31 protein-coding genes are annotated in these 26,866 nt (G+C 54.5%); 22 read left to right on the top strand and 9 right to left on the bottom strand.

Going from position 1 to position 26,866, the window contains the following annotated elements; genetic code table 11:
• Positions 1–81 precede the first annotated feature (81 nt).
• On the bottom strand, positions 82–1,899 hold the full coding sequence (gene typA / locus EP166_RS19470; RefSeq protein WP_127560234.1) for a translational GTPase TypA: 1,818 nt from the start codon (positions 1,897–1,899) through the stop codon (positions 82–84).
• Positions 1,900–2,068: 169 nt separating this feature from the next.
• Between typA and EP166_RS19465 the strand changes: the two genes are divergently transcribed.
• From EP166_RS19465 to EP166_RS19450, 4 genes are all read left to right on the top strand, one after another.
• A complete protein-coding gene (locus EP166_RS19465) occupies positions 2,069–2,779 on the top strand; it encodes a glutathione S-transferase N-terminal domain-containing protein (protein ID WP_127560232.1) in 711 nt (236 codons plus the stop codon).
• A 48-nt stretch (positions 2,780–2,827) separates the two neighbouring features.
• The gene (locus EP166_RS19460) at positions 2,828–3,196 is read left to right on the top strand and encodes a DUF3703 domain-containing protein (RefSeq protein ID WP_127560230.1); all 369 of its coding nucleotides are present in this window, start codon (positions 2,828–2,830) and stop codon (positions 3,194–3,196) included.
• Between the two features lie 85 nt (positions 3,197–3,281).
• The gene (locus EP166_RS19455) at positions 3,282–3,902 is read left to right on the top strand and encodes a class I SAM-dependent DNA methyltransferase (protein WP_127560228.1); all 621 of its coding nucleotides are present in this window, start codon (positions 3,282–3,284) and stop codon (positions 3,900–3,902) included.
• A 66-nt stretch (positions 3,903–3,968) separates the two neighbouring features.
• Positions 3,969–4,811, top strand: coding sequence for a CPBP family intramembrane glutamic endopeptidase (locus tag EP166_RS19450; protein WP_127560226.1), 843 nt, complete (start codon positions 3,969–3,971; stop codon positions 4,809–4,811).
• An 850-nt stretch (positions 4,812–5,661) separates the two neighbouring features.
• Here EP166_RS19450 and EP166_RS19445 read toward each other — a convergent pair.
• Positions 5,662–7,482: an FG-GAP repeat protein gene (locus tag EP166_RS19445; protein ID WP_127560224.1), complete on the bottom strand. Its 1,821-nt coding sequence runs from the start codon at positions 7,480–7,482 to the stop codon at positions 5,662–5,664.
• Positions 7,483–7,696: 214 nt separating this feature from the next.
• On the opposite strand from EP166_RS19445, the gene EP166_RS19440 reads away from it, so the two are divergent.
• The 5 genes from EP166_RS19440 to EP166_RS19420 all read left to right on the top strand — a co-directional run bounded on the left by EP166_RS19440 (position 7,697) and on the right by EP166_RS19420 (position 10,669).
• Positions 7,697–8,023 carry a low molecular weight protein tyrosine phosphatase family protein gene (locus tag EP166_RS19440; RefSeq protein WP_127560222.1) on the top strand — a complete coding sequence of 109 codons (327 nt, stop codon included), beginning with the start codon at positions 7,697–7,699 and terminating at the stop codon, positions 8,021–8,023.
• Positions 8,024–8,123: 100 nt separating this feature from the next.
• Positions 8,124–8,669 (top strand): GNAT family N-acetyltransferase, encoded by a 546-nt coding sequence (locus tag EP166_RS19435; protein WP_127560220.1) that lies wholly within the window; start codon positions 8,124–8,126, stop codon positions 8,667–8,669.
• Positions 8,670–9,068: 399 nt separating this feature from the next.
• Positions 9,069–9,614: a nucleotidyltransferase family protein gene (locus EP166_RS19430; protein WP_127560218.1), complete on the top strand. Its 546-nt coding sequence runs from the start codon at positions 9,069–9,071 to the stop codon at positions 9,612–9,614.
• A gap of 24 nt (positions 9,615–9,638) precedes the next feature.
• The gene (locus tag EP166_RS19425) at positions 9,639–10,139 is read left to right on the top strand and encodes a DinB family protein (protein ID WP_127560217.1); all 501 of its coding nucleotides are present in this window, start codon (positions 9,639–9,641) and stop codon (positions 10,137–10,139) included.
• A gap of 128 nt (positions 10,140–10,267) precedes the next feature.
• On the top strand, positions 10,268–10,669 hold the full coding sequence (locus EP166_RS19420; RefSeq protein WP_127560215.1) for a GFA family protein: 402 nt from the start codon (positions 10,268–10,270) through the stop codon (positions 10,667–10,669).
• Between the two features lie 208 nt (positions 10,670–10,877).
• On the opposite strand, the gene EP166_RS19415 is transcribed toward EP166_RS19420, so the two are convergent.
• The 4 genes from EP166_RS19415 to EP166_RS19400 all read right to left on the bottom strand — a co-directional run bounded on the left by EP166_RS19415 (position 10,878) and on the right by EP166_RS19400 (position 15,284).
• Entirely contained in the window at positions 10,878–11,885 is a 1,008-nt protein-coding gene (locus EP166_RS19415; protein ID WP_127560213.1) for a glycoside hydrolase 5 family protein, read from the bottom strand.
• A gap of 62 nt (positions 11,886–11,947) precedes the next feature.
• Positions 11,948–13,237: an extracellular solute-binding protein gene (locus EP166_RS19410; protein ID WP_127560211.1), complete on the bottom strand. Its 1,290-nt coding sequence runs from the start codon at positions 13,235–13,237 to the stop codon at positions 11,948–11,950.
• A gap of 129 nt (positions 13,238–13,366) precedes the next feature.
• Positions 13,367–14,203: a carbohydrate ABC transporter permease gene (locus tag EP166_RS19405; protein WP_127560209.1), complete on the bottom strand. Its 837-nt coding sequence runs from the start codon at positions 14,201–14,203 to the stop codon at positions 13,367–13,369.
• 1 nt (position 14,204) lies between these two features.
• A complete protein-coding gene (locus tag EP166_RS19400) occupies positions 14,205–15,284 on the bottom strand; it encodes a carbohydrate ABC transporter permease (RefSeq protein WP_127560207.1) in 1,080 nt (359 codons plus the stop codon).
• A gap of 169 nt (positions 15,285–15,453) precedes the next feature.
• Between EP166_RS19400 and EP166_RS19395 the strand changes: the two genes are divergently transcribed.
• A complete protein-coding gene (locus EP166_RS19395) occupies positions 15,454–16,419 on the top strand; it encodes an ArsR/SmtB family transcription factor (RefSeq protein WP_220432647.1) in 966 nt (321 codons plus the stop codon).
• Positions 16,420–16,458: 39 nt separating this feature from the next.
• Here the strand turns inward: EP166_RS19395 and EP166_RS19390 are convergent, their stop codons facing one another.
• The gene (locus EP166_RS19390; RefSeq protein ID WP_246026357.1) at positions 16,459–17,352 is read right to left on the bottom strand and encodes a DMT family transporter; all 894 of its coding nucleotides are present in this window, start codon (positions 17,350–17,352) and stop codon (positions 16,459–16,461) included.
• Between the two features lie 198 nt (positions 17,353–17,550).
• Between EP166_RS19390 and EP166_RS19385 the strand changes: the two genes are divergently transcribed.
• From EP166_RS19385 to EP166_RS19340, 10 genes are all read left to right on the top strand, one after another.
• On the top strand, positions 17,551–18,018 hold the full coding sequence (locus tag EP166_RS19385; protein WP_127560205.1) for an ion channel: 468 nt from the start codon (positions 17,551–17,553) through the stop codon (positions 18,016–18,018).
• 2 nt (positions 18,019–18,020) lie between these two features.
• On the top strand, positions 18,021–18,485 hold the full coding sequence (locus EP166_RS19380; RefSeq protein WP_127560203.1) for a GNAT family N-acetyltransferase: 465 nt from the start codon (positions 18,021–18,023) through the stop codon (positions 18,483–18,485).
• A gap of 67 nt (positions 18,486–18,552) precedes the next feature.
• The gene (locus EP166_RS19375) at positions 18,553–18,771 is read left to right on the top strand and encodes a DUF6500 family protein (RefSeq protein WP_127560201.1); all 219 of its coding nucleotides are present in this window, start codon (positions 18,553–18,555) and stop codon (positions 18,769–18,771) included.
• Between the two features lie 43 nt (positions 18,772–18,814).
• Positions 18,815–19,447: a YdeI/OmpD-associated family protein gene (locus tag EP166_RS19370; RefSeq protein ID WP_181952735.1), complete on the top strand. Its 633-nt coding sequence runs from the start codon at positions 18,815–18,817 to the stop codon at positions 19,445–19,447.
• An 82-nt stretch (positions 19,448–19,529) separates the two neighbouring features.
• Positions 19,530–20,090 carry a GFA family protein gene (locus EP166_RS19365; RefSeq protein ID WP_127560197.1) on the top strand — a complete coding sequence of 187 codons (561 nt, stop codon included), beginning with the start codon at positions 19,530–19,532 and terminating at the stop codon, positions 20,088–20,090.
• Between the two features lie 110 nt (positions 20,091–20,200).
• The gene (locus tag EP166_RS19360) at positions 20,201–20,614 is read left to right on the top strand and encodes a GFA family protein (protein ID WP_127560484.1); all 414 of its coding nucleotides are present in this window, start codon (positions 20,201–20,203) and stop codon (positions 20,612–20,614) included.
• Between the two features lie 35 nt (positions 20,615–20,649).
• A complete protein-coding gene (locus tag EP166_RS19355) occupies positions 20,650–21,039 on the top strand; it encodes a DUF1801 domain-containing protein (protein ID WP_220432645.1) in 390 nt (129 codons plus the stop codon).
• Between the two features lie 23 nt (positions 21,040–21,062).
• Entirely contained in the window at positions 21,063–21,923 is an 861-nt protein-coding gene (locus tag EP166_RS19350; protein ID WP_127560193.1) for an alpha/beta fold hydrolase, read from the top strand.
• Positions 21,924–22,019: 96 nt separating this feature from the next.
• The gene (locus EP166_RS19345) at positions 22,020–22,853 is read left to right on the top strand and encodes a PhzF family phenazine biosynthesis protein (RefSeq protein ID WP_127560191.1); all 834 of its coding nucleotides are present in this window, start codon (positions 22,020–22,022) and stop codon (positions 22,851–22,853) included.
• Positions 22,854–22,913: 60 nt separating this feature from the next.
• Positions 22,914–23,342 (top strand): secondary thiamine-phosphate synthase enzyme YjbQ, encoded by a 429-nt coding sequence (locus EP166_RS19340; protein ID WP_127560189.1) that lies wholly within the window; start codon positions 22,914–22,916, stop codon positions 23,340–23,342.
• 44 nt (positions 23,343–23,386) lie between these two features.
• On the opposite strand, the gene EP166_RS19335 is transcribed toward EP166_RS19340, so the two are convergent.
• Positions 23,387–24,046 (bottom strand): type 1 glutamine amidotransferase domain-containing protein, encoded by a 660-nt coding sequence (locus EP166_RS19335; RefSeq protein ID WP_127560187.1) that lies wholly within the window; start codon positions 24,044–24,046, stop codon positions 23,387–23,389.
• A gap of 111 nt (positions 24,047–24,157) precedes the next feature.
• The gene (locus EP166_RS19330; protein WP_127560185.1) at positions 24,158–25,048 is read right to left on the bottom strand and encodes an NAD-dependent epimerase/dehydratase family protein; all 891 of its coding nucleotides are present in this window, start codon (positions 25,046–25,048) and stop codon (positions 24,158–24,160) included.
• A 165-nt stretch (positions 25,049–25,213) separates the two neighbouring features.
• Here EP166_RS19330 and EP166_RS19325 point away from each other — a divergent pair, with 165 nt between their 5' ends.
• Complete coding sequence (locus tag EP166_RS19325; RefSeq protein ID WP_127560183.1) at positions 25,214–25,534, top strand: antibiotic biosynthesis monooxygenase family protein; 321 nt, start codon at positions 25,214–25,216, stop codon at positions 25,532–25,534.
• Between the two features lie 234 nt (positions 25,535–25,768).
• The gene (locus tag EP166_RS19320; RefSeq protein ID WP_127560181.1) at positions 25,769–26,803 is read left to right on the top strand and encodes a sugar ABC transporter substrate-binding protein; all 1,035 of its coding nucleotides are present in this window, start codon (positions 25,769–25,771) and stop codon (positions 26,801–26,803) included.
• The last annotated feature ends 63 nt before the right edge of the window (positions 26,804–26,866 follow it).

Below are 26,866 nucleotides of genomic sequence, written 5' to 3'. Positions count from 1 at the left end.
GTTTCCGGAAAAACGTCACCCTTCCAGAAGGCCCCAGTGGCGCGATCTGGAAGGGTGGTCAGACAGGTTTGGAGACAGGCCTTACTTGGGGCCGCGACCGGCGCGCTTGCGCTCGTTTTCGGTCAGCAGCTTCTTGCGGATGCGAATGGATTCCGGTGTCACTTCAACCAATTCATCGTCTTCAATGAATTCCAGCGCCTGTTCCAGGGTTTGCTGGATCGGTGGCGACAGCGTCAGTGCTTCATCGGTACCGGCAGCACGGATGTTGGTCAGCTGCTTGGCCTTGGTCGGGTTAACAACCAGATCGCTGTCACGCGAGTGAATGCCGATGACCTGACCTTCGTAGATATCCACACCGTGGCCGAGGAAAAGACGGCCGCGACTCTGCAGGGTGAACAGGCTGTACGCCAGGGTTTTACCCTTGGCCATGCTCACCAGCACGCCGTTCTGGCGGCCGGACATATCACCACCCTTCACCGGGCCGTAATGGTCGAAAATGCTGGTCATGATGCCAGAGCCGGACGTCAGGGTCAGGAACTGGCCGCGAAATCCAATCAAGCCACGAGACGGCACCATGAATTCGAGTTTCAGGCGACCCTGACCGTCGTTTTCCATGTTGGTCATTTCGGCTTTGCGCAGGCCCAGTTCTTCCATCACGCCGCCCTGATGTTGCTCTTCCAGGTCGATCACCACTTGTTCGTATGGCTCCTGGATTTCGCCGTCGATCACGCGCTGAATAACCTCGGGGCGGGAAACTGCCAGCTCGAAGCCTTCACGGCGCATGTTTTCGATCAGGACCGACAGGTGCAGCTCACCCCGGCCGGAGACTTTGAACTTATCTGGCGTGTCGCCCTGCTCAACGCGCAGAGCCACGTTGTGAATCAGCTCCTGGTCGAGGCGGTCTTTCAGATTGCGCGAAGTGATGTACTTGCCTTCACGACCGGCGAACGGAGAATCGTTTACCAGGAAGTTCATGCTCACGGTCGGTTCATCGACCGTCAGTGGCGGCAATGCTTCCGGGTGGTTCGGGTCGCACAGGGTATCGGAAATGTTCAGGCCTTCGATGCCGGTGACACAGACGATGTCGCCTGCTTCGGCTTCGGGCACTTCAATTCGCTCGAGGCCGTGGTAACCCATGACTTGCAAAATACGGCCTTTTTTCTTGCTGCCGTCTTTGCCAACCACAACCACTTGCTCGTTGGTCTTCAGGCGACCGCGCTTGATGCGGCCTACCCCGATAACGCCTACGTAGCTGTTATAGTCGAGAGCGGAAATCTGCATTTGCAAGGGACCGTCGCGCTCTACTTCCGGTGGTTGTACCTGGTTGACGATCATCTCGAACAGCGGCGTCATGTCTTCAGCCATGTTCTGCGGGTCGTCACCGGCCACGCCGTTCAGCGCTGAGGCGTAAATGACTGGGAAGTCGAGTTGTTTGTCGGTGGCGCCGAGGCGGTCGAACAGGTCAAAGACCTGGTCCATCACCCAGTCTGGCCGGGCGCCGGGGCGATCGACCTTGTTGATAACAACAATGGGGTGCAGACCCTGCTCGAAGGCTTTGGAGGTCACAAAACGCGTTTGCGGCATGGGGCCGTCTACCGCGTCGACCAGCAGCAACACAGAATCGACCATCGACAGCACCCGTTCGACTTCGCCACCGAAGTCGGCGTGTCCCGGGGTATCTACGATGTTGATGTGGTAATCCTGCCAGTTAATGGCCGTGTTTTTGGCCAAAATCGTAATACCGCGCTCACGTTCCTGGTCGTTGGAGTCCATGATGCGTTCAGTGCCCTGGTCTTTACGGCCCAGAGTGCCGGATTGTCGAAGCAGTTTGTCGACCAGCGTTGTTTTACCATGGTCAACGTGGGCAATAATGGCGATATTACGAAGTTTCTCGATCACAAGCAGGGTGTCCGGCTTTAAATTAGGGCGCGCATTATACCTGTTAAAGCTGAATAAAAAAGAGACAACTGGGTTACAGAGGGTGACCGGGTTAAAAAGCCTCTGATTTACTCATTTTACGCGCCAAAACAGGGCAGACTGGCCCATTTGCGGCAATTGGAGCCCGACCATGATCAAACTGTATTACTGGACAACCCCGAACGGCCACAAAATCACCCTGTGTCTGGAGGAAATGGGCCTTCCTTACGAGGTAATTCCGGTCAATATCGGAAAAGGCGACCAGTTTCAGCCAGAATTTCTGCGATTTTCGCCCAACAATAAAATACCGGCGATTATCGATACCGACCCTGACGATGGTGGTGAACCGGTGCCGGTGTTTGAATCCGGTGCCATTCTCACCTACCTGGCGGAGAAAACCGGCCGGTTTTATGGTGAATCACCCCGGCAGCGGCTGGATGTCATGCAATGGCTGTTCTGGCAAATGGGCGGCCTGGGGCCCATGGCGGGCCAGAATCACCATTTTAACGTTTATGCCCCCGAGCCTGTGCCTTATGCAATAGACCGCTATGTAAAAGAAACGGCCCGCCTTTATGCCGTGATGGACCGGCAACTGGCCGACCGGCCGTTTCTGGCAGGCAGCTATTCCATCGCCGATATGGCCAGCTACCCCTGGGTGGTTTCCCACGAACGCCAGAAACAGGATTTGAACGATTTTCCCCATGTTAAACGCTGGCATGCCAGCATCAGTAAACGGCCGGCTACCCAACGCGCCTATGCACTGGTCGACCAGATTGCGTCGGCCAAACCCGGCTTTACCGACGACGAGAAGAAAGTACTCTTTGGACAGGATGCATCGAGCGTCCCCCGCAGCGATGGCTGACCAGGCACCCTAACAGCCCACCCAACACCGGAGCCCGTGGAGATAACCATGAACCAGCGTTTCAGCAAAAACATAGCGCCCTTTGTAAAACAGGAACTGACTGCGGCGTGCCATGCCAGTGCAGTTAACAACGCTCAGCAAGCCTTTGTCCATCTTGAGCGGGCGCATGTACTGGGGCAGGAATCTACTTACTGGCACGTTAAAGTTCATTGCCTGATGTTGCTGTGGGCCTGTCGACACCGGTCGGTCCGCGAAGCACGGGGCCAGGTTTTCCGCATCATCGGCGCTGCTACAAAAACCGCCTTCGGTTGGGTGCCTCAGGGAAACACCGGAGGTGCTAACGTCAGCCCCTTTCGCAAGATGCCTATCGAACCCGAACTGGCCGAGGTGATTCAAAAGGCAAGAGTCGGGCTCTAACCACGGTCTAAACAGGACTTCTGGCCCATAGCGCTTTCTGTGAACAGGCATAAGCTGAGGCATAACCTGCTGAGCGGAGACAAGGATGAACACTACAGCCAAATTCTGGGATAAACTGGCGCCACGCTATGCCGCCATGCCCATTGCGGATGAAGCGGCCTATCAGAAAAAGCTTGAGATCACGCGTCAGTATTTGCAGCCAAGCAGCGACGTGCTTGAACTCGGCTGCGGTACTGGCTCTACCGCCGTGCTGCATGCCCCCACGGTGAAACACTACCTGGCGGTAGACTGCTCGTCCGCCATGCTGGATCTGGCGCGCACGAAAGCACAGAATTCCGGGGTCAGTAACCTTGCCTTCGAACACGCAACGGTCGACGAATTCCGCTCACAACAGGCGCGCTTCGACGTGGTGCTGGCACTCAGTTTGTTGCACCTGCTGGAAGACAAAGACGTTGTTATTTCCCGAATTCATGAATTTTTGAAACCCGGCGGCGTGTTTATTTCGAGCACGGCCTGTTTGGGTGACCGCATGGCGTACGTAAAATACATCGCACCCATTGCCCGGTTTTTTGGCAAGATGCCATTGGTCAAAGTATTCACTGTGGCCGAGCTGGAATACAGCCTGGTCGAAGCAGGGTTTGTCATTGAAAACCAATGGCAGCCTGACCCCAAAAAAGCGGTTTTCATGGTCGCCAGGAAACGTTAGCCAACACATTAAACTGTGGGGTTAACAAAACACCACCGAATACCACCGAATAAAACACAGGGACTTATGCTCACCTTCGGACTGTTCTACTCAACCGCACTTATCCTCTTCGGCCTGAGCAACCGCGCCCAACTGCGCTATGGCGGTGCTGCCCTCATCTTGTTGGCCGCAGCCACTATTGGTTACACAACCTGGGTTTTCGCGGCAGTGGCATTCGTCTACATTGGCCTGACCGCCTGGATGGTTGAGCAAGCAGTGCCCACCGCCGTGCGCTGGGCGCGATATGGCTTGTGGTTTCTGGCCAGCGCTGCCCTGGTAATACACGCCATGCCAGGTTACGAAGGCTTGGTAGTGGCCGACGACGTGCTGCTCAAAGCCGGCAGCACCTATACCGACCTCTATTTCAACCACGACAAGGTACTGGTTGCCTGGTCCCTGCTGAACTTCATTCCCCTGTTCAGGCAAAGCCTTACACCCAAACCGTTAGCCCCCTTCTGGCTGATACCCCTGGCCTTAACCCTGGGTATTGCCGCGACCCTAACTCTGGCCGCTACCCTTGGCCTAATTAACTGGCAACCCGGCTGGACCCCCTGGTTCTGGGTATTCGCCGCCGGCAATCTGCTGAACACCTGCATCGCGGAAGAACTGCTCTTCCGTGGCCTATTGCAACGCCAACTGCAAAAACGCCTGGCGCCATTGTTGGCATTGGCTGTAGCCGCCGTACTTTTCGGGCTTGCCCACCTGGCCGGTGGCTGGGCTTATGTGGGCGTTGCTACCCTGGCTGGCGTGGTATATGGCCTGGCGTATTACTTCACCGGCAGGGTCGCCTGGGCCGTACTCGCCCACTGGTTACTTAACCTCAGTCACCTCGTGTTGTTCACTTACCCTGTTGCAGCGGGGTATATATAGCTGGCAAAAAAACCGACCAGTGGGAGGCCGGCCCTCTGGGCGGCAGGAAGTAAAAACAAGCCACAGACCCATACGACGCTCGCTCTCCCGCACCTGCCAAATGGCCTGGAGGGAAAGAGGGAAAAAGAGGCGCAAACGACACCTCTGACACATAAATACTTGCCAACTTTGCCACACAGTGCCAAGGTAACCACACAACTTATCTCCCTTTGGTGTGCCCTGTAACCGGCCGGGCGGTAGCGAATGTAAACGATCTTCCCAGGCTCAATATTCCAATCTCACCTAACCCCGCAATGACTGTAAAAAACAGCTTCTTTCAGCAGAACTATGCCCCGCTATTTCTTATTTTTGGTCTTGGTAAACCCAGGCTACTGCTCCTTAGTTTTCAGTTTCTGTGCTTTTGTTATAAGCAGTCTTAGGCTTAGGAGGGAATAACCTCAGTTAGGGGTTATGAGACACATATCCAGGTGATTTTTCTGGATATGCTACAAATGTGTCGAAATACCCTGGATAGTCTGCGTATTTATCGGTTTGTGGGGGTTGTGATACAGGTGTGCTGAAGTTGGAATAGGGTGTTGAACGGCTCTGGAGTGGGGGGTTGACATTGCGTTGTTCCACGATGGGTATTTGAATTACCCTTGGATCATAGGCAAGGTTTAATGAGCACAAGTTGTTATGTAGTTAGGATTCATGGACGATCAGGGTAACGAGCAAGGTATGGCCGGAAGGGGGTTCGTTATCCGTGAAGCCTTGAGCTGGATCAGGCCGTTTGCTTTGCTCACTGGAACGGGCAAAGCTCCCCCTTAAACACTCATTATTAGTAACCAAAATACTTAACTGTGGCCTGCCTTTAATAGAGATAGACAGCCCCAATATACTTGCCCGAACGGTCATCCTGGTCGCCCTGAATTCCGGTAGCCGTGCTATTTTCTCCCATAGCACCCACCACCAGATGATCGCCGCTGTTGCTCAGGCTAATGCTTGAAGGGCGATAACCGAAGGCAATATCTCCGGCTCGATTATTACTCGACTTGATATAAGACTGTTCGGCCCAGAGAGCATTGTTATATCGATATACATAAGCAGCACCGGAATCTGAGGCTGCGTTACTGGTTTGATCACTGCTGGAGGCATGCACACCGCTGGTGTCGCTGTCTTCATCTCTGGCGATGATCGCTAACCACTCACCATTACCACTGATGGCCACCCCCCACCCAAAGCGATCATTATTACTACTATTACCGGCTTTGATAAAGGCCTCTTCCGCCCAGGCAGCACTGTTATGCCGGTAGACATAGGCTGCCCCGGATTGATAACGATTGGTTGCTGCGTCGGGACGGGGGGACGTTTGAGGGCCGCTAACAGCGCTGGGTTCGCCCCAAGCGCCGATAGCGAGAACATCACCCTCATTACTGATGCTCGTACTAACGCCAAAACGGTCGTATGCCTTGGCATTACTAGCCTTGATATACGCTTCTTCTACCCACTCGCTGCCATCGAGTCGATAAACATAGACCGCGCCGGAAAAAGACTTGCCACTGCTTGTTGTTGGAAAAGTTGTGCTGATGCCCGTGGCATTATTGCTCTCGTCAGGCGCTCCAACGGCCACTCTGTTGCCGCTGTCGCTTAAACTGACGGTCGAGCCGAAGAAGTCACCCTCATTAACATTGCTGGCTTTGATGTAGGTGTCTTCTTGCCACTGAGCACCGTCGTACAGGTAGAGATAAACGGCACCAGAACTCGACTTGCCGCTGTTGTCGCTGCTGTTGGGAAAGGTGGTGCTAATGCCGGCAGCATCGTTGCTTTCTTTATAGGAACCCACGGCGAGGCGACGGCCATCGCCACTCAGACTGATAGAGCCGCCGAAATCTGAGACGGCGGCGTTGTTACTGGCTTTGATGTAAGCTTCTTCTTCCCAACTGACACCATTACGTGCAAACAAGTAAACCGCGCCGGAAGCCGACACGCCGGTAGCGCTAACATCGTTGTGCGAGTCGAAGATTCCCGCGGCATCCATACTGTCGTTGGGCGTGCCAGCGGCCATTCGGCTTCCATCCTCACTCAGGTCGAGACTCATAGCGTCACTGCGTACCGTCAGCTTTTGCTGTTGTTGCCAACTGCCTTGTGAAGTAGAGGTGAATATGTAGACGTCTTTGCCACCGGTAACGGCTAATACGTGGCCGTCACCACTGATCGCGACCGCTCTGCCAAAATAGTAGTCGTCCGGTGCCACAAAATCCGGTTTGAAGTAACCGATGCCCGCGTTAAGATGACCACTCACTGAAGTAGCCGGGCTGTCACTGCAACCGTCTGAATCACAGCGCTGCAGAATGTATGTAGCATTGATACGGGCATGCAGCGGCACTTCCAGCTGAAACGTCTCAGTACCGGAGGCAAGGGTGCCACTTATGTCGGTGAAGCCGGATTGACCATCGGGGTTTTCCAGAATTCGGTAATGGGTAGCGGTTTCATCACCGGGCCAGTCAAAGCGAAACTGCCTAATGGATTCGACCGTCAGGGCAGGGGCCGCCAGTTCGACAGGCTCTGTAGGTTCGGTAGGGTTATCGGCTTTGCCGGAAGGTGTATTGCAACCCGTCAACAAGAGAGCCGTGGCTGACACAGTGCCGAGGGTCACCATAAGGGAGTGAACAACCTTGTTCATAGCTTTCATACATACCTCAATATTCACAGTATAAAGTAGGCAGTGGCCAGTATTCGGCAGGTTCCCTATGCACGCTACTAAGCACTGCAGTCGACCGTCATCATAGTCAGTCTATCTTTTAAATTGAAGCAGTTTGTGGGGCTTTTCCCGGGTAAGTTCATTCGACAAAACCACAACTTATAAACTGCCGTTGAGCACGACGTTACATGCCATAAGGAACCTGATGAATCTACTCTTTGTTTGCAGTGAAAATAGGCTGAGAAGTCCTACCGGAGAGGAAGTATTCTCGGAATACCCGGGTGTAACCGCTATCGGTGCAGGCACGAATTCAGACGCTGAAACGCCCGTTAGTGGCGATCTTATCGAGTGGGCTGACGTCATCCTTGTTATGGAAAAGAGCCATAGAAACAAAGTTTCCCGAAAATTCAAAGATCTCCTGAAGGGGAAAAAGCTGGTTTGTTTAGACATACCGGACAACTATGGCAGAATGCAACCAGAGTTAATTAGACTGTTAGAGTCAAGGGTGGCTAAGCATGTTCGGTTTAATTAAACATATGGCAAGCGGAAGAAGTATCAGTCTTTAGGGCCTGGACTTGCTAGCGTTCGTCGCTGTGCCAAGCGATAGATGGCATCTTTACCCGAGGAAGTAAGTGTTGATTATTGAGACCAAACGCTTATTACTGCGCGACTTTGAAAGAGGCGATGTAGCTGCTTACTGCACCCTGACTGGTGATTCAAAGTATCAGCGCTTTTACAGTGAGGAAGACTGTTCTGTCGAGAAATCGCGCAGCCTAGTTGAACATTTTGTACTGCAGTCAGAGGAACTGAACCGAAGCAAGTATCAGTTGGCAATCTGTCTCAAAAGTACGGGAGAGTTTATCGGTACTGTTGGGCTTCGTGTAGAGTTGAATAAACAAGCTTCGGTTGGGTGCGGTGTTGGTCGTGAATTTCAATCAGCCGGGTATGCTGAAGAGGCCATGTCAGCCCTTTTGACATACGGCTTTGATGCGCTTGATATACATAGAGTTTACGCTGAGACAATTTCAGACAATATCCCAGCTATAAGATTGTGTAAGGCACTGGGCATGCGCGAAGAGGCCAAGTTTATCGAAAACCGATTTTTTAAGGGTAAATGGTGGAGTACGGTAATTATGGCAATGCTTAAGACCGAATGGTGCCGTCGTAGCTCTCATTAACAAAAGCGTAAAAAGATCACTGCGTGCGGACATCTGGTAACAAATTTCTCACCATCTATGTGAAATATATAACCTTAAAGTGCTCTGTATATAAGAAACCCGTTGCTGATGAAATCGTTCTGTGGTTATCGGACAGGAAGTATTCACCTGCTTTGCGAAAGATTGTCAAAGTAGACTTTGAGTGTCTACGTGAATGGCTTGAATGGCCGAGGAGGGTAGAATAACAAATGAAGAAAGAGTGGGTGACCGGATCTTAAATCACATAATTTATGGGCTGCACAAGAATGTAATATCATAAGGCCGTTAACGTCAGGCCAGATCACCACACGCCGCAAACAGGTCTCGGACACAGGTTCGCGGCGTAACAGTTTTTCTGCTACAGAATTGTAAGACAGCTAAATGAACAACACAGAACAGATCAAAGAATGGATATCAGAGGACGCCATGCGAATGCAGGCACTTTCCATTGCAAGTGCACTGGGCTTGAGCAATTGGTGCCTTGCCGCTGGTTTCGTCCGCAACCTTGCATGGGACAAAGTTCATGGGTATAGCTGCGCGACAGCTCTGAACGACATCGACTTGATTTATTTTAATCGGGACGATACAAGCGAGAAAGCGGATAGAGCCATAGAGATTCGCCTCAAAGCGATCTCCGACTTTCCATGGTCGGTAAAAAACCAGGCCAGAATGCATACACGCAATTCAGATCGTCCTTATGCGTCAACTGAAGACGCTATGAGCTATTGGGTGGAAGTTGAAACAGCGGTTGGTGCCACCTTAAGTGACCGTCAAGATATAGACATCATCGCTCCTTTCGGCGTTGACGTGCTCTTTGAGTATACAATTACGCCAAATTCAAAGAGGCTGAAGCCAGAGGCATTCGCTCAGCGAATGCAAGAAAAAAGGTGGCTCGACACTTGGCCGAAATTGATGGTAAATGCCTGACCGGTGTAGGCACAGAGGCGTCTTATGAGAGAGATAGAGGTTCTAACCCGTTACAAGGCTTGGGCAGACGATGTGTTCTTATCCGCATTGTCTTCGCTTCCTGATACAGAGCTTACCACAGCTCGACCAATCGTCTTTGGAAGTCTGCTACGCACGCTTAACCACTCTTATCAAATGGACCGTGTCTGGAAATGTCACTTGCTAGGCAGACCTCACGGCCTAACCACCCGCAACCCTGATGATTGTCCGGAGTTGGAGGAATTGGTTGTAAGGCAGCGATGCATTGATGAGTGGTATGTTAACTACGCGGACACAATAGCAGAGAAAGAATTGAAGGAGATTGTAGAGTTTGAGTATATAGGGGGAGAAGCCGGAAAAATGAACCGCCGGGATATCCTACTGCACGTTGTAAACCATACTACCTACCACCGCGGTCACGCGGCGGGCATTCTGTATCAGATTGATGTTTCACCGCCAACCACTGACTTCCCGGTGTTCCTGCGGGAAACTACGGCTGGCATTTAGTAAGCGCTATCACGGCGACCAATTTTCCGCGGCTTCGCGACTCCAGGCTAGTGCATATGCTGGGTGTTATAGGGTAGCCGCTAAGCTCAGCGTTTTTTTACAACCTGAAGTCTGAGGGATAGAATCTTATGGCCAAGCATGTTGGATCTTGCCTGTGTGGAGTCGTTAAATTTGAGGTTAACGGAGAGTTCGACCGCTTTTACCTGTGTCATTGTGAGTATTGCCAAAAAGACACAGGCTCGTCTCATGCGGCGAATCTATTCTCGGCTTCCGCAACGTTGAATTGGCAGTCAGGTGCAGATGCTGTGACGTCTTTTATGTTGCCTGGTACTCGTCATAACAAGAGCTTTTGTCGCTTGTGTGGTTCAGCATTGCCAAGCACTCAGGTCGCTGGGATGCTTGTCGTGCCTGCAGGGTGTTTGGACACTGAAAATTCCATGGTACCCACTGCGCATATTTTCACATCCAGCAAAGCAGCCTGGGATGAGAAATTAGGGGAGGTGCCAACGTTTGTGGGGCTGCCTGGTTAAGGTACCATAACCTATTCCGCGGACGTTGTTGGCCGCAGCGATAGGGTGAGCCGTCACGTCGAAAAACTTGTCACGGCGAGACGTTGAAGCCAAGTAAAGAGGTGGGTTCAGGACTCATTATTTGGTCAAACTTTTATTCTCTGCCAGGAGGGAAAAAAGAGCGACCCGGAGGTCGCCAAAGCGTGCTACGAGGTTGCACTGAAACAGATTAACCTTGGGTGGGTGCGCCGGTCAGCTTGCGAATTAGGTCAACCTCTGTGTCGAGGTAGGGCGTACCGTCTTTGCGAAAAATATCATGGAACCACAGCGGCGGTTCGCCCTGGCCGGGCTGTGCCTCCCAGGGAAATTGGGTTTGTATTTTACCGGCCACCAGCCCCCAGTTAAGTGCGCCGATGTTGTGTTCTTTAAAGTAGGGCAGGTGCGTATCGAAACGGCATCCGGCCGGGCGGGCCATGTACTCGGTGCACAGTAAGGGCCGACCAAATTCAGTGAGTGTATTGACGATGCCTTGTGTCACCTCAAGCACTTCATAGTTGTGAAAGCTGATAATGTCGGCATTGGCCAGGTGACAGTCGTTGATCGCCTTGAACCCGTCTGTCCAGCGAAAGGGTCCGGTGGTTAAGGGTTGCGAAGGATTTACCTCGCGTGCCCATTGGTACACGGCTTCCAGTAAACCGAGTGAGTTACCAAGCAGGCCTTCATTGCCCGGTTCGTTGTATAAGTCCCAGCCATAGATCCGGCGATCGTCCCTGAAGTGTTGCATCACACCCTGGACGTAGTTTTGTAGTTGGGGCCAAACGTCAGGGTTAATCACATGGCGAGCGCCGGGCGACTGCAGCCATTGAGAATTATGGATGCCCGGGCGCGGCTGTGGTTGCGCACCCGGGAAGGCGTAGTTGCTCCAGCAGTCGTCGAAGAACACGAACAGTATTGTAATGTTGCGCTCGTTGGCCAGTGCCAGAAACTGGTCAATGCGATCGAGCAAACCTGGTGCATCGCCTTTCCAGAGCAAATCGTGCAAGTAGACGCGCAGCAGGTTGAACCCGAGGCTTTCAGCCTGATCGAGTTCACGCGCTATCGTCGACGTATCGAACGTGTCCGCTTGCCAGAATTCAAGCTGGTTGCAAGCCGAGCTCGGCGTAAAGTTGCAGCCAACGGGCCAGCCATGCTGCTCGGTCCAGTGCCAGGCGGCTTCCGGGCTCCATCGGTGTGACATGATGAGGTTCCTGTGACGGTTCAGTGAGCAAAGGCGGAGCCAAAGCGGCTCCGCCTAATGGGTTACAGTAAGCGGTTGATTTCGCCTTCTGCGTCGGCAAGGGCTTCCTCGATACCTTTGCCTTGCAGCCAGATCGATTGCAGCTCCCGGTTGAGTACGTCCTGAATGGCGCTGTAGCGAACGGCTGGTGGGTTATCGCGGGCAATGTTGACGGTGTTGCTGTACTCATCGCGATGGGCCAGGTTCTGGTACTCAGCCGAGTCCAGTACCGATTGACGCACGGCCAGGTGACCTGTCCGTGCCCAGTCAACATTGTGATCATTCAACCAGGCCAGAAAGCCGAGGGCGGCTTCATATTTCTCGGGTTCGCTTTGCAGGGTAACCGGCAATGCCCAGGTGTGGCTGTCGGCCCAGGTAGCGGCTTCATCGAATAACTGCGGGTAATCGGCGACGTAGTAGGAGGCAAGGGCAGAGTCGTCGTTGCGGGTCTCGCTGTCGTAAATATCGACCATCCAGGTGCCGTTGATCTGAATGGCGGCATCGCCTTCCAGAAACGCCTGCTGTGAGTCGTTGTAGTTCAGATTGGGGTCGGCATAGCCGGCATCGAAGAGGCCGACAATGGTTTCAACGGCGCGCTGTGCTTCCGGTGTATTGACCGTTGCTTCGTCACCGCTGAATACGTTGCTGTCCTGTTGCCACAGCATGGCCAGTACCATCCGCACCCCAATCGGGAACTGGGCAAAGTCGGCGGTTAGGTAGTCCTTACCGGTTGCGTCTTTTACCTGCTTGGCATGGGCCATCAGCTCTTCTGGCGAGCTAGGTAAAATGGGCTCGCCCGCGTCATTCACCAGGCCTGCTTCGGCCAAAATATCCAGATTGATGTGCCAGAGGTTGGCGTGAATGTCCATGGGGATGGCGTACATCTGGCCATCGTAGGTAACGGCATCTCGCGCACGGTCGACCCAGTCGTCCGGGTTAATGCCGGCGGCGCGCAGGTCGTCCTCCTGCAGGGGCATCAAGGCGCCCAGTGAGGCAAATTCGGCAATGGACGACTTGTGGATAACGTGAACATCCGGCGCGCTGTTACCGGCATACATGGCTTTTAATTGGTCGTAGTAGTTACCCCAGTCCGTTGGCAGGGTTTCAATGGTGACGCCATTATCGTCAGCCGAATAGGCGTTGATGATGGTCTGAATAATACAGGCTTCACCGACGGCCGCGCTCACATCGGTTCCTGCATCGTCGCACGAACCAAAGAAACGGGCCAGCTCCAGTTCGGTTTCCGCTTGAACGCCGGTGGTGGTAACGCACAGAGCCAATGCGCTGGCGGTGAGTGTGTTGGTCAGTCTCATGTTGTTCTCCTGCTGTTGTTGTTTTTTCGACCCGGTCAGAGTCGATTTTTAACACTGCATGCTTGTGTGTGTCGTTCTGATCTGAGGCCACTGTCGCGGACCCCGGTTCGTTTCGGTAGTAATGCGTTGCTATTTGTCCGTCGACAACGCAATGCCGCGCAGAATGTATTTCTGAAACATCAGGAACAAAATAATCACCGGCAGCGATGCCAGGACACCGGAGGCCATTAACTGACCGAGCCCCTGCGATTGGGCAAAGTTGCCCTGGATTTTGGCCAGGCCGACGGTGATGGTGAAAAAGTCGGTACGCTGTGCCGAGACCAGGGGCCAGAGGTAATCGTTCCAGGAATACAGGAAGGTGATGATGGCGAGTGTCATCATCATTGGCGTAGCCAGCGGCAGCATGATCGACCAGAATATTCGGGCATGGCCACAGCCCTCCAGGCGCGCCGCTTCTTCCAGTGAATCCGGAATGTCTTTGAAAAACTGCGTCATCAGAAACACACCGATCGGCAGGGCAACCCGGGGCAGGGCCAGCGTTGGCAGGCTGTTGTGTGCATTCCAGTCTGCGAACATGACATAGAGTGGGATGAACACCACCTGTTCCGGAACCATCAACCCGGCGAGCACCAGTGGGTAGACAATGCTGCGGCCGGTAAAACGAATGCGGGCAAAGGCGTAACCGGCGAGTGTCGAGGTCGCCAATACCAAAAAGGTTGAGGTTCCGGCAACCAACATGGAGTTCATGAACCAGCGCGGTGTATCACCGATGGAAAGAATGGCGCGAAAATTATCGAGCGTGAACGGTACCGGTACCAACCCAAGAAAGGTGTTGGCGGTGGTGCGGCTCAGCAGTTCGTTCGGCTGCAACGAGAGCGACAGCATCCAGACTACCGGGATCAGCCAGACGACGGCCGCGGCGGTGACGACGATGAACACCCAGCGGGGCAAGGCACGTTGATTCATGTTAAGACTCCTGCCGCTTGGTGACCCAGAACTGGATCAGTGAAAAGATCATCATGAAGGCGAACAGTACGGTGGCCATGGCGGAGGCGTAGCCGACCTCCGAATCGCGAAAAGCCGTTTGATAGATGTATCGGACCCAGACGTTGGTGGCATCTCCGGGGCCGCCCTGAGTCATCAGTTGCGACTGGCCGAACACCTGAAAGTGCAGAACGATTTGCATGATCATCACAAACTGAACGGTGCGAATGATCGAGGGCACAATAATCTGCACGATTTTGCGCCAGCCTTCGGCACCATCGAGTGTGGCCGCTTCGAGGCGTTCGCCGGGTATTTGTTGCAGGCCGGCCAGAAACAGAATCAGCGCGAACCCAACCGACCACCAGACCGTGGCGGCAACAATGGCGCCCATGGCGAGTTGGTCGTCGGTCAGCCAGTTGGGCGAATCAATCCCGAACGGCGCCAGCACATTGGCAATAAAGCCGTTGCGCACGCCATACACCAGTTGCCAGATCAGCGTGACAACGGTGACCGACAGAATCTGTGAAAAGAAAAACACACTGCGCAGCGTGGCGGCCCAGCGACCTTCGCGGTTCAGGGCAATGGCCAGAAGCAGGGCAATGGTGGTGGTAACGGGCACCACCCAGGCGACAAACACCAGCGTATTGCGCACCACGATCCAGAATCGGGTGTCGTACCAGTCGCCAGTGAGTCCAAGCAGAACTGCGGTCGTGAACAGCGTCAGCCCGGCCATGATGTGGTGGCTGTAACCCACGGCACGTCGGCGAATGGATCGCACATACAGCGTGACCACCAATGCCGACACCACCAACCGGAACGGCCACATCGGTTGCAACGACCAGCCAATGTCATCGCCACCCATCAGGCGAATGTAGTTGCCCAGCCCAATGAATTCTTTTGCTCCCGGGTTGAACGTTACCGCCAGCAGGTTCCACTCGTGCAGGCTCATCCAGAACCCCTGAATGAACGGCCACAGTAGCAGCGGTACAAAGGCGATCAGGTAGGGCAGGATGAACGCCCAGCCGGAAAAGTTGTCACTGTGTAGAAACGAAGTCAGACGCATCGCGCTTGCCTTTGTTGTTGTTGTTTTTAAAATAATGCGCTTCAATGCGAGTTCAGGCAAGACGCATCAGGAAACCGAATAGGTATCTTAAGTTATTGAAATATATGGATTTAAGTGCAATTAAACTTACCGGAAACTGGTGAGTGCGATTATTAAAGGTATTGAAATAGTGGAACTAAAGACTCAGCGCCTGACCGACCCGACCCATGTTTCGCCGACGCTGGTGTTGAAATCGGACGACCGGCGCGATTTGAATACCATTAAAGCGCTGGCCAGCGAACCCCGGGTGCGCATTCTCAGCGAGCTGGCAGAAGGTCTGCACAGCGTGGGTGATTTGTCCCGCTCACTGGGGTTACCGTTGTCGACGGTGTCTCAACACGTTAAAAAGCTCGAGGCCTGCGGCCTGGTGCACATTGAGGAAAAGCCGGGCGAGCGCGGCTTGCAGCGTATTTGCCAGCGCGTCTACGATCGCATCGTTATCGACATGCCCACCCATTCCGAACCCAGCCACGAGCATCCGATCTGGGAATTCAGTTGGCCGGTGGGTGCCTATTCGGATGCCAGTGTCACACCGACCTGCGGCCTGACCAGCGAAGTCGGCCTGATTGGCCTGACCGATGATCCGAGCTCCTTTTACGAACCGGATCATCCCAGCGCTCAGCTGATCTGGTTTAAATCCGGGTATTTGGAGTACCGCATCCCCAACCGGCTGCCGCACTCGGTGCGGCCACGCAACCTCTGGCTGACCATGGAAATTTGTTCCGAAGCCCCGATGTATCACCCGGACTGGCCGTCGGACATTACCCTGTGGATCAACGACGTTGAGCTTGGCAGCTGGACGTCACCGGCCGATTTCGGTGACCAGCGCGGTTTGCTTAACCCCAGTTGGTGGGAGGATCGCAACACCCAACACGGTCTGCTCAAAGGCTGGCGCGTTACTGAGCGAGGCAGCTTCATCGACGGTATTCGGCTCTCCGATGTGACTTGTGACGATCTGAAGTTAATGAAGAACCGGTTCATCAGTGTGCGCATCGGAGTAAAGGACGATGCGCGTCACGTTGGTGGCATCAATCTGTTTGGTCAGAAGTTTGGCAACTATGAGCAGGACATTGTGCTGCGGGTAGAATACATCTAACCGATTTGGTTGAAGGTTCCAGGCGACTGTACTGGTCCTTCATCTGCGCCCAGAAGACGCCACCGCTGCACCCGCCAATACCAGTGGCAATGCCAGAAAGAAGGCAAGCCCCAAACCGGTACCGAACCAGAGCACGTCGATCATGCCCGCCCAGATCAACGTCAGGTATTCAAACGGGGCCAGCAGTGAGGCTTCGGCGTACTTGAACGCCAGGGTCATGGCGATGTGGGCGCAGCCGCCGAACAGCCCGGCGAGAATCAGCGGCAGCAGGTCTGAAGGGGTTGGTGTGACCCAGCCCGCAGGCAGTGTCAGTAGGGCGGCGAGCATGGACACCAGCACAAAGTAAAAGGCGATGGCACCGGGGGATTCCGTTGCCGTCAGGCGTCGCACCTGAATCAGTGCCGCAGCGGTGAAAATACCCATCAGAATTCCAAAACCATAACCCGCCAGCCGGGTTGCGTTGAGTTCCGGAGCGCTTATTTCAGGTAACGTCAGAACCAGAACACCCAGCATGCCCAAACCAATACCGATGACGCGGCGAGCGTTCAGTTGTTCCTTGAGTACAAGAACTGCCAGTACGGCCATCATGATCGGTGCCAGATAGCCAATCAGTGTCGCCTCGGCCAGTGGCAGCCGTGCGATGGAGGCAAAGGAGGCGAACATGGCGGCGGCCCCCAGGCTTGACCGGGCCAGGTGCCCAAGCGGTCTTTTGGTGTACAAGCCTCGTGGAAAATGGCCCAGTAGAAATAGAAATATCACCAGTGGAATCAGCGCAAAGGCTGAGCGAAAAAAGACGATTTGCCCAAGCGGTATGGTGTCACTGGTCAGTTTGATGCACAGGCCCATGGCGGTGAACAAAAACCCGGAAAGTATGCGCAACTGAATGCCCCGTCGGTTTTGGTTCAGCTGGGTCAGAACGGCAGGAGTGGTCACGCAGTGGGTCTCCGGGTAGGTTAAAGGGTATTACTGCTTGAAAATCTGGGCATGATATAACATATCACTGCATGCCGGCAGTGTTGCAGATCGGTATTGGTTAGCGAGGCTCATGATCGCAGCAATGACACCCGGTGTTCGGGTGGAATATGATGACTGAAACGAAGGAAACATGGGCAGCAAGGTAGGTCTTTTATTGTGCTAATTCCGTCTGAAGTTGTGGTTACACTGGTAACGGCGCTGGTCGTAGGGCTAGTGGTTGTCTTCCACTATGAATTTATTCAGTTATTGAACCGCTGGGTGGTGCGCCGACAACACCGGTTGCATGAGTCTGTGCGGGATCGACCCATTGTCCTGACGGTGATGTTTGCGCTGTTGTTCGCTCATGTGGTTGAGATTTGGTTGTTTGGTGGCGCCGCATACCTGTTGCTGAGCCAGGGTGGCTATGGCGCAATTACCGGATATTCGGAAGTTACTTTTCTGGACTGTGTGTATTTTTCGGCGGCCAATTACACCACCGTAGGCTGGGGTGACCTGGCAGCGACCGGCGATATCCGGTTTCTGGCCGGCACCGAAGCGCTGGTGGGGTTTATGATGATCACCTGGTCGGCCTCGTTCGGGTATCTGGTTATGGCCAGAACCTTCCGGTATGACCCGGGTGAATGATTATGGGTGATCAGACCTTGCACGGCATCGCGTCGATACGGCCGTTCGAACCCGGCGACTTTGACGCGATTGAAGCCATTTATGCCCATTCCAAGTTGGACGAACTTCGATTTGAGCAAGGTCCGTTCGAGCTGCTGCCGCTAAAGCAGGATGAACAGAGGTTTCGGAATTTGATGGCCGCCCACATCGTTGTGAGCAGCCATCCTGATGTTCAGGGCTTTGGGGCTGTTTTCGAGAGTGAAATCAGGGCGATTTTTGTGCACCCGAGTTACCGTGGGAAGGGCGTTGGAAAGGCATTGTTGCAACACCTTATTTCAGTCGCGTGGAAGCCTGCCAGGTTGTCGGTTGCAAAAAGCAATGCGCCCGCTGTTGAGCTGTATCGGCGTCATGGCTTTGTCACTCTTCGTGAATTTGAAGCCTACTACAATGGGGTACCCGTACAGGCGATTGAAATGGAACGATCATAACCGGCATTCATGGGTCCTATTGTTGTAGGCCAATGAACGGCAATAATGAATCATAAGGAGCAACAGAGTGCGCCAGACGTTAAGGGAAAAAGTGGTTAATGTGTGTAATAAAAAGCTGCAAACCAAAGGCGATACCGTGGGTGTTTCGTTCTATGCGTTCTTCGCCAACAAGAATGATGACCCGGAGCTGCTGATGGAAGCGGCGACCTGGTGGATTCAAACTCACAAACTGGACCACTTTGAAAAGGCCAGTAAGATCAGGGCCATGGTGGTAGCGGGGCTTTAATACCAGCGACCTGAAGGCTGACCATTATCGGGAGTGAATATCAATGAGCACGAAGAACCCGGCGGTTGACGAGTACATGGCAGAAGGCTGTGGCCGGTGCGACAAAGTCGGCACACCCGAGTGCAAGGTGAACACCTGGCGGGATGGACTTGCTGAGTTGCGCAATGTGGTGCTGGACACGCCGCTGACTGAAGAAAGAAAGTGGGGCTCACCCTGCTATACCTACGACGGTCAGAATGTGGTGATGATTGGTGCCTTCAAGACTAACTACGTGCTGAGCTTTATGAAAGGCGCCCTGTTAAAGGACGAGCATCACTTGTTGGTCGCGCCGGGTGAGAATACTCAGTCTGGCCGGGTCATTCGCTTTACGGATGCAGAGCGGGTGGTTGAGTTGGCCTCTGTGCTTAAAGCCTACATTCTGGAAGCGATTGAGGTAGAGAAGGCGGGTCTGCGGGTCGATTTTAAGAAAATGAAAGACTATGCATTGCCCTTAGAACTTCAGCAGGCAATGGATGCCGATGCTGCACTGAAAGACGCCTTCGAGGCGCTCACGCCTGGTCGCCAGCGCAGCTATATATTGCACATCGGCAGTGCCAAGCAGGCCAAAACCCGTGAAGCGCGAGTGGAGAAATGCCGCGATAAGATCTTCGATGGCAAAGGGTTTAACGAATACTGATTCGGCCGTTATCGTTCTTTTTCATTCAACACATGGTACGAGCCAGCCAACACAGTCTTGCTCACCAGGGAGGAGACAGATCATGAAAACTCAGTCAACGGCATTGTCCTGCCGATGCGGTGAGGTGACGCTTAAGGTTCAGGGTAAGCCGATCATCAGTGCTGAATGTCTCTGTACGGATTGCCAGGCGGCCGGTGCCGTTTTGCAAGCCTTGCCAGATGCACCGTCTATTGTGGATGAGAACGGTGCGACCCGCTTTGTGTTGTACCGGAAGGACCGGGTGCACTGCACAAGAGGTCAGTCACACCTGCGTGAGCATCGTTTATCGGAAGGTGCCCCTACACGCCGGGTCGTGGCCGTATGTTGTAACACCCCGATGTTTCTGGAATTCAGCCAGGGGCACTGGCTGAGCCTCTATGGTGGCTTGTGGACAGATGCCAATATCCCACCGCTTGAAATCAGAACCATGACCCGCAGCCGCCGTGCGGGCGTTGAACTGCCAGACGATGTACCCAACCCCAAAACCCATACCCTGTCCTTCTACGGAAAGCTCTTTGGGGCGTGGGTAGCGATGGGTTTCAGAACGCCCAAGGTCGACTATGTGGCAGGGCCGCTGGAGGCCAGTAATTCCGAAGTACGATAAGCTGAGTCAGCTCAGGTGAAGGCAAATTTTCACGTCGTTGTCTCCGGTCAGACATCGCGTATGCCCTAATCTCAGCTAAGCTTGAGTGTTGTTAATGGAGGGCCAATGTGATGACACGTACCGGTGGTTGCCTGTGCCAGGCTATTCGTTATCGCGTTTCGTATGAAGCTATTGATGCTGGCTATTGCCATTGTCGGCTGTGCCAGCGCTCAGCCGGTGCACCTGTAGTGGCCTGGGCCACGTTCCCGCGGGTAACCTTTGAATATACCCGCGGTGCACCGGGGGTTTATGCTTCAAGCGAGCAAGGGCAGCGGGAGCATTGTACCGAGTGTGGCACTCAACTGGTGTTTCGACACGCCTTTGAGCCGGAGACGCTGGATGTCACCCTGGCCTCTCTGGATGACCGCACGACGATTCAGCCGCAGTATCACATTTGGGTGGCCAGTAAAGTCGACTGGTTGCAGATAAACGACACCCTCCCGCAATATCCGGATGCCGGGCCAGACCATCCGGATGCGGGCTGATACCCACCCATCCACAACAACCAATGGGGGCGGCAGTGGATCGGATATTTCGGTTAAACGACGCCGTACCGCAAGACCCGGCGGTTGCTGAATGGATGCACAACCATCCGGGTGAATTGGGCACCCTGGCACAGACATACTTTGATCGTGTGCGCGCCTGTGGCCCGGACGTCTGCGAATTGATGCACGATGGCTGCCCGACAGCATGTGTAGGTGACGTCGCCCTGGCGTATGTGAACGCATTCACCCATCACGCAAACCTGGGGTTTTTCCGGGGTGGCGAATTGCAGGACCCTGCCAGGCTACTGGAGGGCAGTGGTAAACTCATGCGCCATGTAAAATTAAAGCCGGGCGTACCGCTAAATTCCGATGCTGTGCTGGCGCTGATCCAGCAGGCCTATCGGAATGTGAAAGCACTTAAGTAGGCCGATATCTGAGTGAGCAGGTTATGACATCCATCCTGAAGTCGAGCAAAACAGTTACCAGTCAGAGCCTTGAGCTCTTTACTGAGTCGTTTGGCAGCCCTGACGACATTCCCGTCGTATTGGTGATGGGGGCCACGGCGTCCGCCGTTTGGTGGCCGGATGCGTTCTGTGCTCAGTTGGCTAGCCTGGGCCGCTACGTTATTCGATACGATCACAGAGACACCGGTCGATCGACAAGTTATACGCCCGGAGAGTTCCACTATTCTGTTGAAGACCTCGCGGACGATGTTGTTCGTGTGATGGAGGGCTACAACCTGACGTCCGCTCATCTGGTGGGTATGTCGCTGGGTGGTTTTTTGTCTCAACTTGTGGTGTTAAAGCAGCCCGACAGGGTACGCAGCCTCACGTTGATATCGTCGGAACGCCTGGCCGATACGGATCCGAACTTGCCCGGTATGGACCCGAGTGTGCTGGAATACTTTGAAACTCTCGGTGAAGTTGACTGGTCAAACAGAGAGGCCGTGGTCGAGAACCAGGTAACCGCCTTGCGTTTGTTTTCTGGCTCGGCACATCCCTTTGATGATGCCGCCATTCGGGAGATGGCCAGGATGGATTTTGATACAACCCCAGATATCACCACGGGGTTCAATCATGCGTCGTTAACCGGAGGTGACAAATGGCTTGGCCGGCTCAATGAGATTTCGGTGCCGACACTGATCATTCATGGGACTGAAGACCCGGTAATACCCTACGCTCACGGGCAGGCACTGCAGTCAGCCATCGCTGGCGCCAGACTGGTTACCCTCGAAGGTAGCGGCCACGAACTTCACCGGGAAGACTGGCCCGTGATGATTCTTGAAATCGAGAAGCAGACCGCTTTCTAGTGGCGCGTTTGTCTGGCAGGTAGTGACTTCATACAGACATTCATAGGTTGCATTGAGCAACGTGTTCTTCATGACTCGCAGGAAATAAACCGCTTTATGTCCCGCTTCAAATTTTCGCAAGTAAACGTCTTCTCAACCGACCCTCTGCTCGGCAATCCGCTCGCGGTCGTACACGACGCCGATGCGCTGACCACGGAGCAGATGGCAAGCATTGCGCGGTGGACGAATTTGTCTGAAACCGTGTTTTTAATGAAACCCACGAACCCAAAAGCAGATTATGCCGTGCGCATTTTCTCGCCAGAAGCAGAGTTGCCCTTTGCCGGGCATCCGACCTTGGGTTCCTGCCATGCCTGGCTGGCAGCCGGTGGTACGCCTAACCATACAGAACAGGTTGTCCAGCAGTGTGAAGTAGGGCTGGTTACGGTGCGTCAGGACGGGTCGCAACTCGAGTTTGCAGCGCCTTCGGTAATGCGAACCGGTCCGCTTGAAAAAGAGGTGTTGGGCCAGATCCTGGAGGCACTGTCGTTGTCGCCCGCAGCTATTGCCCACCATCAGTGGGTGGATAACGGCCCTGGCTGGTGCGCGATCATGCTGCATTCCGCCATGGATGTACTGGCACTTGACCCCGATTGGACGGCACTGGCTCCGCTGAATCTTGGCGTGGTCGGTCTGCACGATGAGGGCGGCGATGCGACCGTTGAAGTGCGGGCGCTCATTGGTAATGGCGGCTATGAAGACCCGGTAACCGGCAGCCTGAATGCAAGCCTGGCGCAATGGCTTATACCGGCCGGGTTTGTACCGTCGCCTTATGTTGCGGCCCAGGGCACCCGGTTGAACCGTGCGGGTCGAGTGCAACTGCGTGAGGCGAACGGAGATGTCTGGGTGGGTGGTCACGTGGTTGGTGTGATCAGCGGTGAGATCACGGTTTAAACACAGCACTGTGATAGGGTTGGTTTTTTTTAAACACGAAACAGGAGTACCGGTCGGGTTATGATTGTCTGGCAGCACGAACTTCAGCTCACCGCCAAGTCACGTGGGTTTCACCTGATCACCAACGAGATTGACGACGCCTTGCGCCATGCGCCTTCGGTGTCGGTAGGCCTGCTGCATATTCTTGTCAAACACACCTCGGCCAGTGTAACGCTGAATGAAAACGCGGACCCCGCCGTACGCCGGGATTTCGAACGGTACTTTCAAACCCTCGCACCCGACACCGACCGAAGCGCGCCCTATGAACACACCTACGAAGGCCTGGATGATTTGCCGGCGCATTTTAAAGCCAGCCTGCTAGGGAGCAACCTGACGTTACCCGTCACGGGCGGACGCTTGAACCTGGGTACCTGGCAGGGGGTTTACCTTGGCGAGCATCGAACACGGGCTTCTGGCCGTCAACTCGTTTTGACGTTGCAGGGCCAGTAACAAAAAAGGCCCGAATACGCCCTCCCTGGCGTCACAGTGTGGCGTTACTTCAGCGCGGTCAGCATCAGATGCGCCACTTCGGCAGAAGACTGCGGGTTCTGCCCGGTAATGAGTGTGCCATCCTGTACCGCATGAGGCTCCCAGTCTGGCCCGGCTTCATGCTCTGCACCCAGGGCTTTCAAGCGCGATTCAAGCAAGAACGGAACCTTCTCGGTGCCGCCGGCGGCGGCTTCTTCGGAGTCGGTGAAGGCGGCAATTTTGCGACCTTTGATAAAAGGCGTGCCGTGTTCATCGTACATGCCGGCGAAGACGGCGGGTGCGTGGCACACGCTGGCTATGAGTCGGCCAGTGCGGTGAAAGTCGAACAGGGTGTTGTGCAGCGCCAGGTTGTAAGGCATGTCGAATACCGTGCCGTGCCCTCCCGGCAGGTAAATGGCGTCGTATTCTCTGGCATTGATGCTATTGAATGCTGGCGTGGCTTTCAACTTGGCCATGGCCGGCTTCCAGGCGTTGGCCTGGTCTTCAGTGGGAGTGCTGTTGGGGTCGATGGGTACGTCACCGCCGGTGACCGAAGTGACCTCAACCTCATGGCCTGCGTCGGTCAGCGCCAGGTAGGGTACGGCGAATTCTTCAAGCCACAACCCCGTGGGCTCGCCGTTTAGCAGGTATTTGTAGTTGGTGAGTACGAATAAAATTTTGCTCATCTGAATCGTCCTTTGTCCTGCGGGTTCACTCACAGGGTGGGGACGATTTTGCCAAAGCGGCGATTTATTTACTTAATCGCCGCTTTCAGGTCTATCAAAACAGGGTGAACGTTAATCTTTCAGTGCGTCTCGCCATGAATGCCGGGGTGAAAACCCGACGAGGCGTTTGGCTTTATCGTTTGTATAGAAGGTTTCAGTCGGTGCCATGTCGCGTTTTTGGGGCACGCCCTGATAGAACCGGTCAATCACTTCCTGGCTGTTAATGCCGACCGAGAGATCATCGTTGGCGACGTTGAATACTTCATAGCCCAGGCCATCGGTTTTCAGGCAGCAGTCGACCATGTGGCCGAGGTCGCGTGCGTCGATGTAGGCGAAGATGTTGCGACGGCGCAGGGCCGGGTTGTCCATAAATGCCGGGAAATTGGTCGCGTATTCGTGCGGCTCAATCACGTTGTTGATGCGCAAGCCGTAAATATCGAAGCCGGTACGGGCCTGAAAAGACCGGGCTGTCGCTTCGTTAACCACCTTGGACATGGCGTAGCTGTCCTGTGGGATGGTCGGGTGCTCTTCGTCGATCGGAATGTACTCCGGCTTCATTTCGCCATCGGCAAAGCAAATGCCGTAAGTCGTTTCCGACGAGGCAAAAATGATCTTGCGAATCCCCAGTTTGGTGGCCGCATCCAGCACGTTGTACGTGCTCATGGTGTTGATGCGATAGGTTTCGTTATCGGGGCGCAACAGAATGCAGGGAATGGCCGCAAAATGAACCACGGCGTCGTAGGCTGGGACTCCGGTGCCGGGTTCAAGTTCATCAAAACCGGCGTAAGCGTGCAGGGCGTTGAATACCTGGCCAGCGTCGGTTAAATCCACCTGCAGCGAATCAACGCCGGGCATGTTAAGTGGCACCAGGTCAGCATTGGTCACGCGGTGACCCTGATCAATCAGGTGTGCAATGGCATGGCGGCCCGCTTTGCCACTGCCGCCGGTGAATAGAATACGCATGGTTTGGTCCTCTGATTGACATCAAATTGGTTGCGTTCCGAGCATAGCGGGCCGGGTACAGTCAGGCTACCTCTGTGATTCTATGCACAGAGAACACTCAACCGCTGGCTTGGCCGGTTAGTGCTAATCTGAAGGTGCGCTAAGGAGACAAAGTTGGAGGTGCGGATGCTTTACCTGTTTGAAGTACACATCAAGCCCGGCTACACCGCCGAGGATTACGCCGACGCCTGGGTACGCGCGAGTGAACTGATTCAACAGGCACCGGGCGCGCGTGGCACCCGACTGCACCGCAAGCTGGATGATCCCTCAGTGCTGATTGCCATCGCGGAGTGGGAAAGCAAGGTGGCGCGCGATGCGATGGAGCAGCAGCACAACCCGGACATAGCCGCCATTATTCGCAGTGCAGCGCCGTTCTGCGAGATTCACCCGATTGGTGAGTTCGATGCAGCTGGGTGGGTGGTGTTGCCGCCGGATCGAGGCGCCTGATCTGTCGTGAGCGCTACGATCAGTTACTAATTCATTTAAAAGTTATTATTGACATGCATGCCAACGGCAGTATGCTTTTGATGATCAAGGTTGAAGCGGCAGGTGTTGTCGATGAACGATGGCCTTGACTGCATCCGTAAGTCTGGAAATGGACCACAGCAGTACTGTTTCAATAATTACTTACTGATGAATTAATAAATAGGGTTACAACAACAACTATCCCGGAGGATAACCATGTCGACTTCCCTCAAGGCCGCAGCAGCGGTATTGCTGGTCACAGGCGCCATTGCTGGCCAGGCCCAGGCGGGTGCGCACACGGCATCGGCCAGCGCCTGTCTGATCACGAAAACGGATACCAACCCCTTCTTCGTCAAGATGAGAGAGGGGGCAGAAGCCAAGGCTGAAGAACTGGGTATGGAACTCAAGTCGTTCGCCGGAAGGATTGACGGGGATCATGAAACCCAGGTTCAGGCCATCGAGACCTGCATCGCAGATGGTGCGGATGGCATTCTGCTGACAGCGTCTGATACCTCGTCCATCGTCTCTGCCGTTGAGCAGGCGCGTGATGCGGGCGTGCTTGTTATTGCGCTGGATACCCCGCTTGACCCGGCCTCGGCGGCTGACGCGACCTTCGCGACAGACAATTTCGTGGCTGGCGAGCTGATCGGTGCCTGGGCGGCCGCTCAGTTGGGCGATGAGGCCGAGAATGCCCGCATTGCGCTGCTGAACATCAACGTGAGCCAGCCGTCGGTCGGCGTGCTGCGTAACCAGGGCTTCCTGACCGGCTTTGGTATCGATACGGGCGACATCAACCGCTGGGGCGATGAAACCGACCCCCGCATTGTTGGTCACGATGTGTCAGACGGCAATGAAGAAGGCGGTCGCCGTGCCATGGAAAACCTGCTGGTTGAAGACCCCAGCATTAATGTCGTTTATACCATCAACGAACCTGCCGCAGCAGGGGCTTATCAGGCGCTGGCGTCAATGAATCGCCAGGACGATGTGCTCATTGTGTCGGTAGACGGCAGTTGCTCGGGCGTGGCGGATATTCAGGACGGTGTGATTGGGGCCACGGCGCAACAATACCCGTTGCAAATGGCCGCACTGGGTATGGAGGCAATTCTGGAGTGGGCTGAGAACGGCACCAAGCCAGAGCCGACCGAAGGCAAGGATTTCTTTGATACCGGTGTCTCACTGGTGACGGGTGATCCGGTCGACGGTGTGGAATCCATTTCGATTGAGGAAGGCATGAACCGCTGCTGGGGCTAATCAGGGTAGTGTGAGTTCCTTCGGGCGGGAGAGCATGGAAGCACCCGCCCACCCCTGAAGCCA

The organism is Saccharospirillum alexandrii (genome assembly GCF_004000275.1).
Classification (GTDB): domain Bacteria; phylum Pseudomonadota; class Gammaproteobacteria; order Pseudomonadales; family Natronospirillaceae; genus Saccharospirillum; species Saccharospirillum alexandrii.
This window is presented reverse-complemented; position numbering and strand designations above follow the sequence as displayed.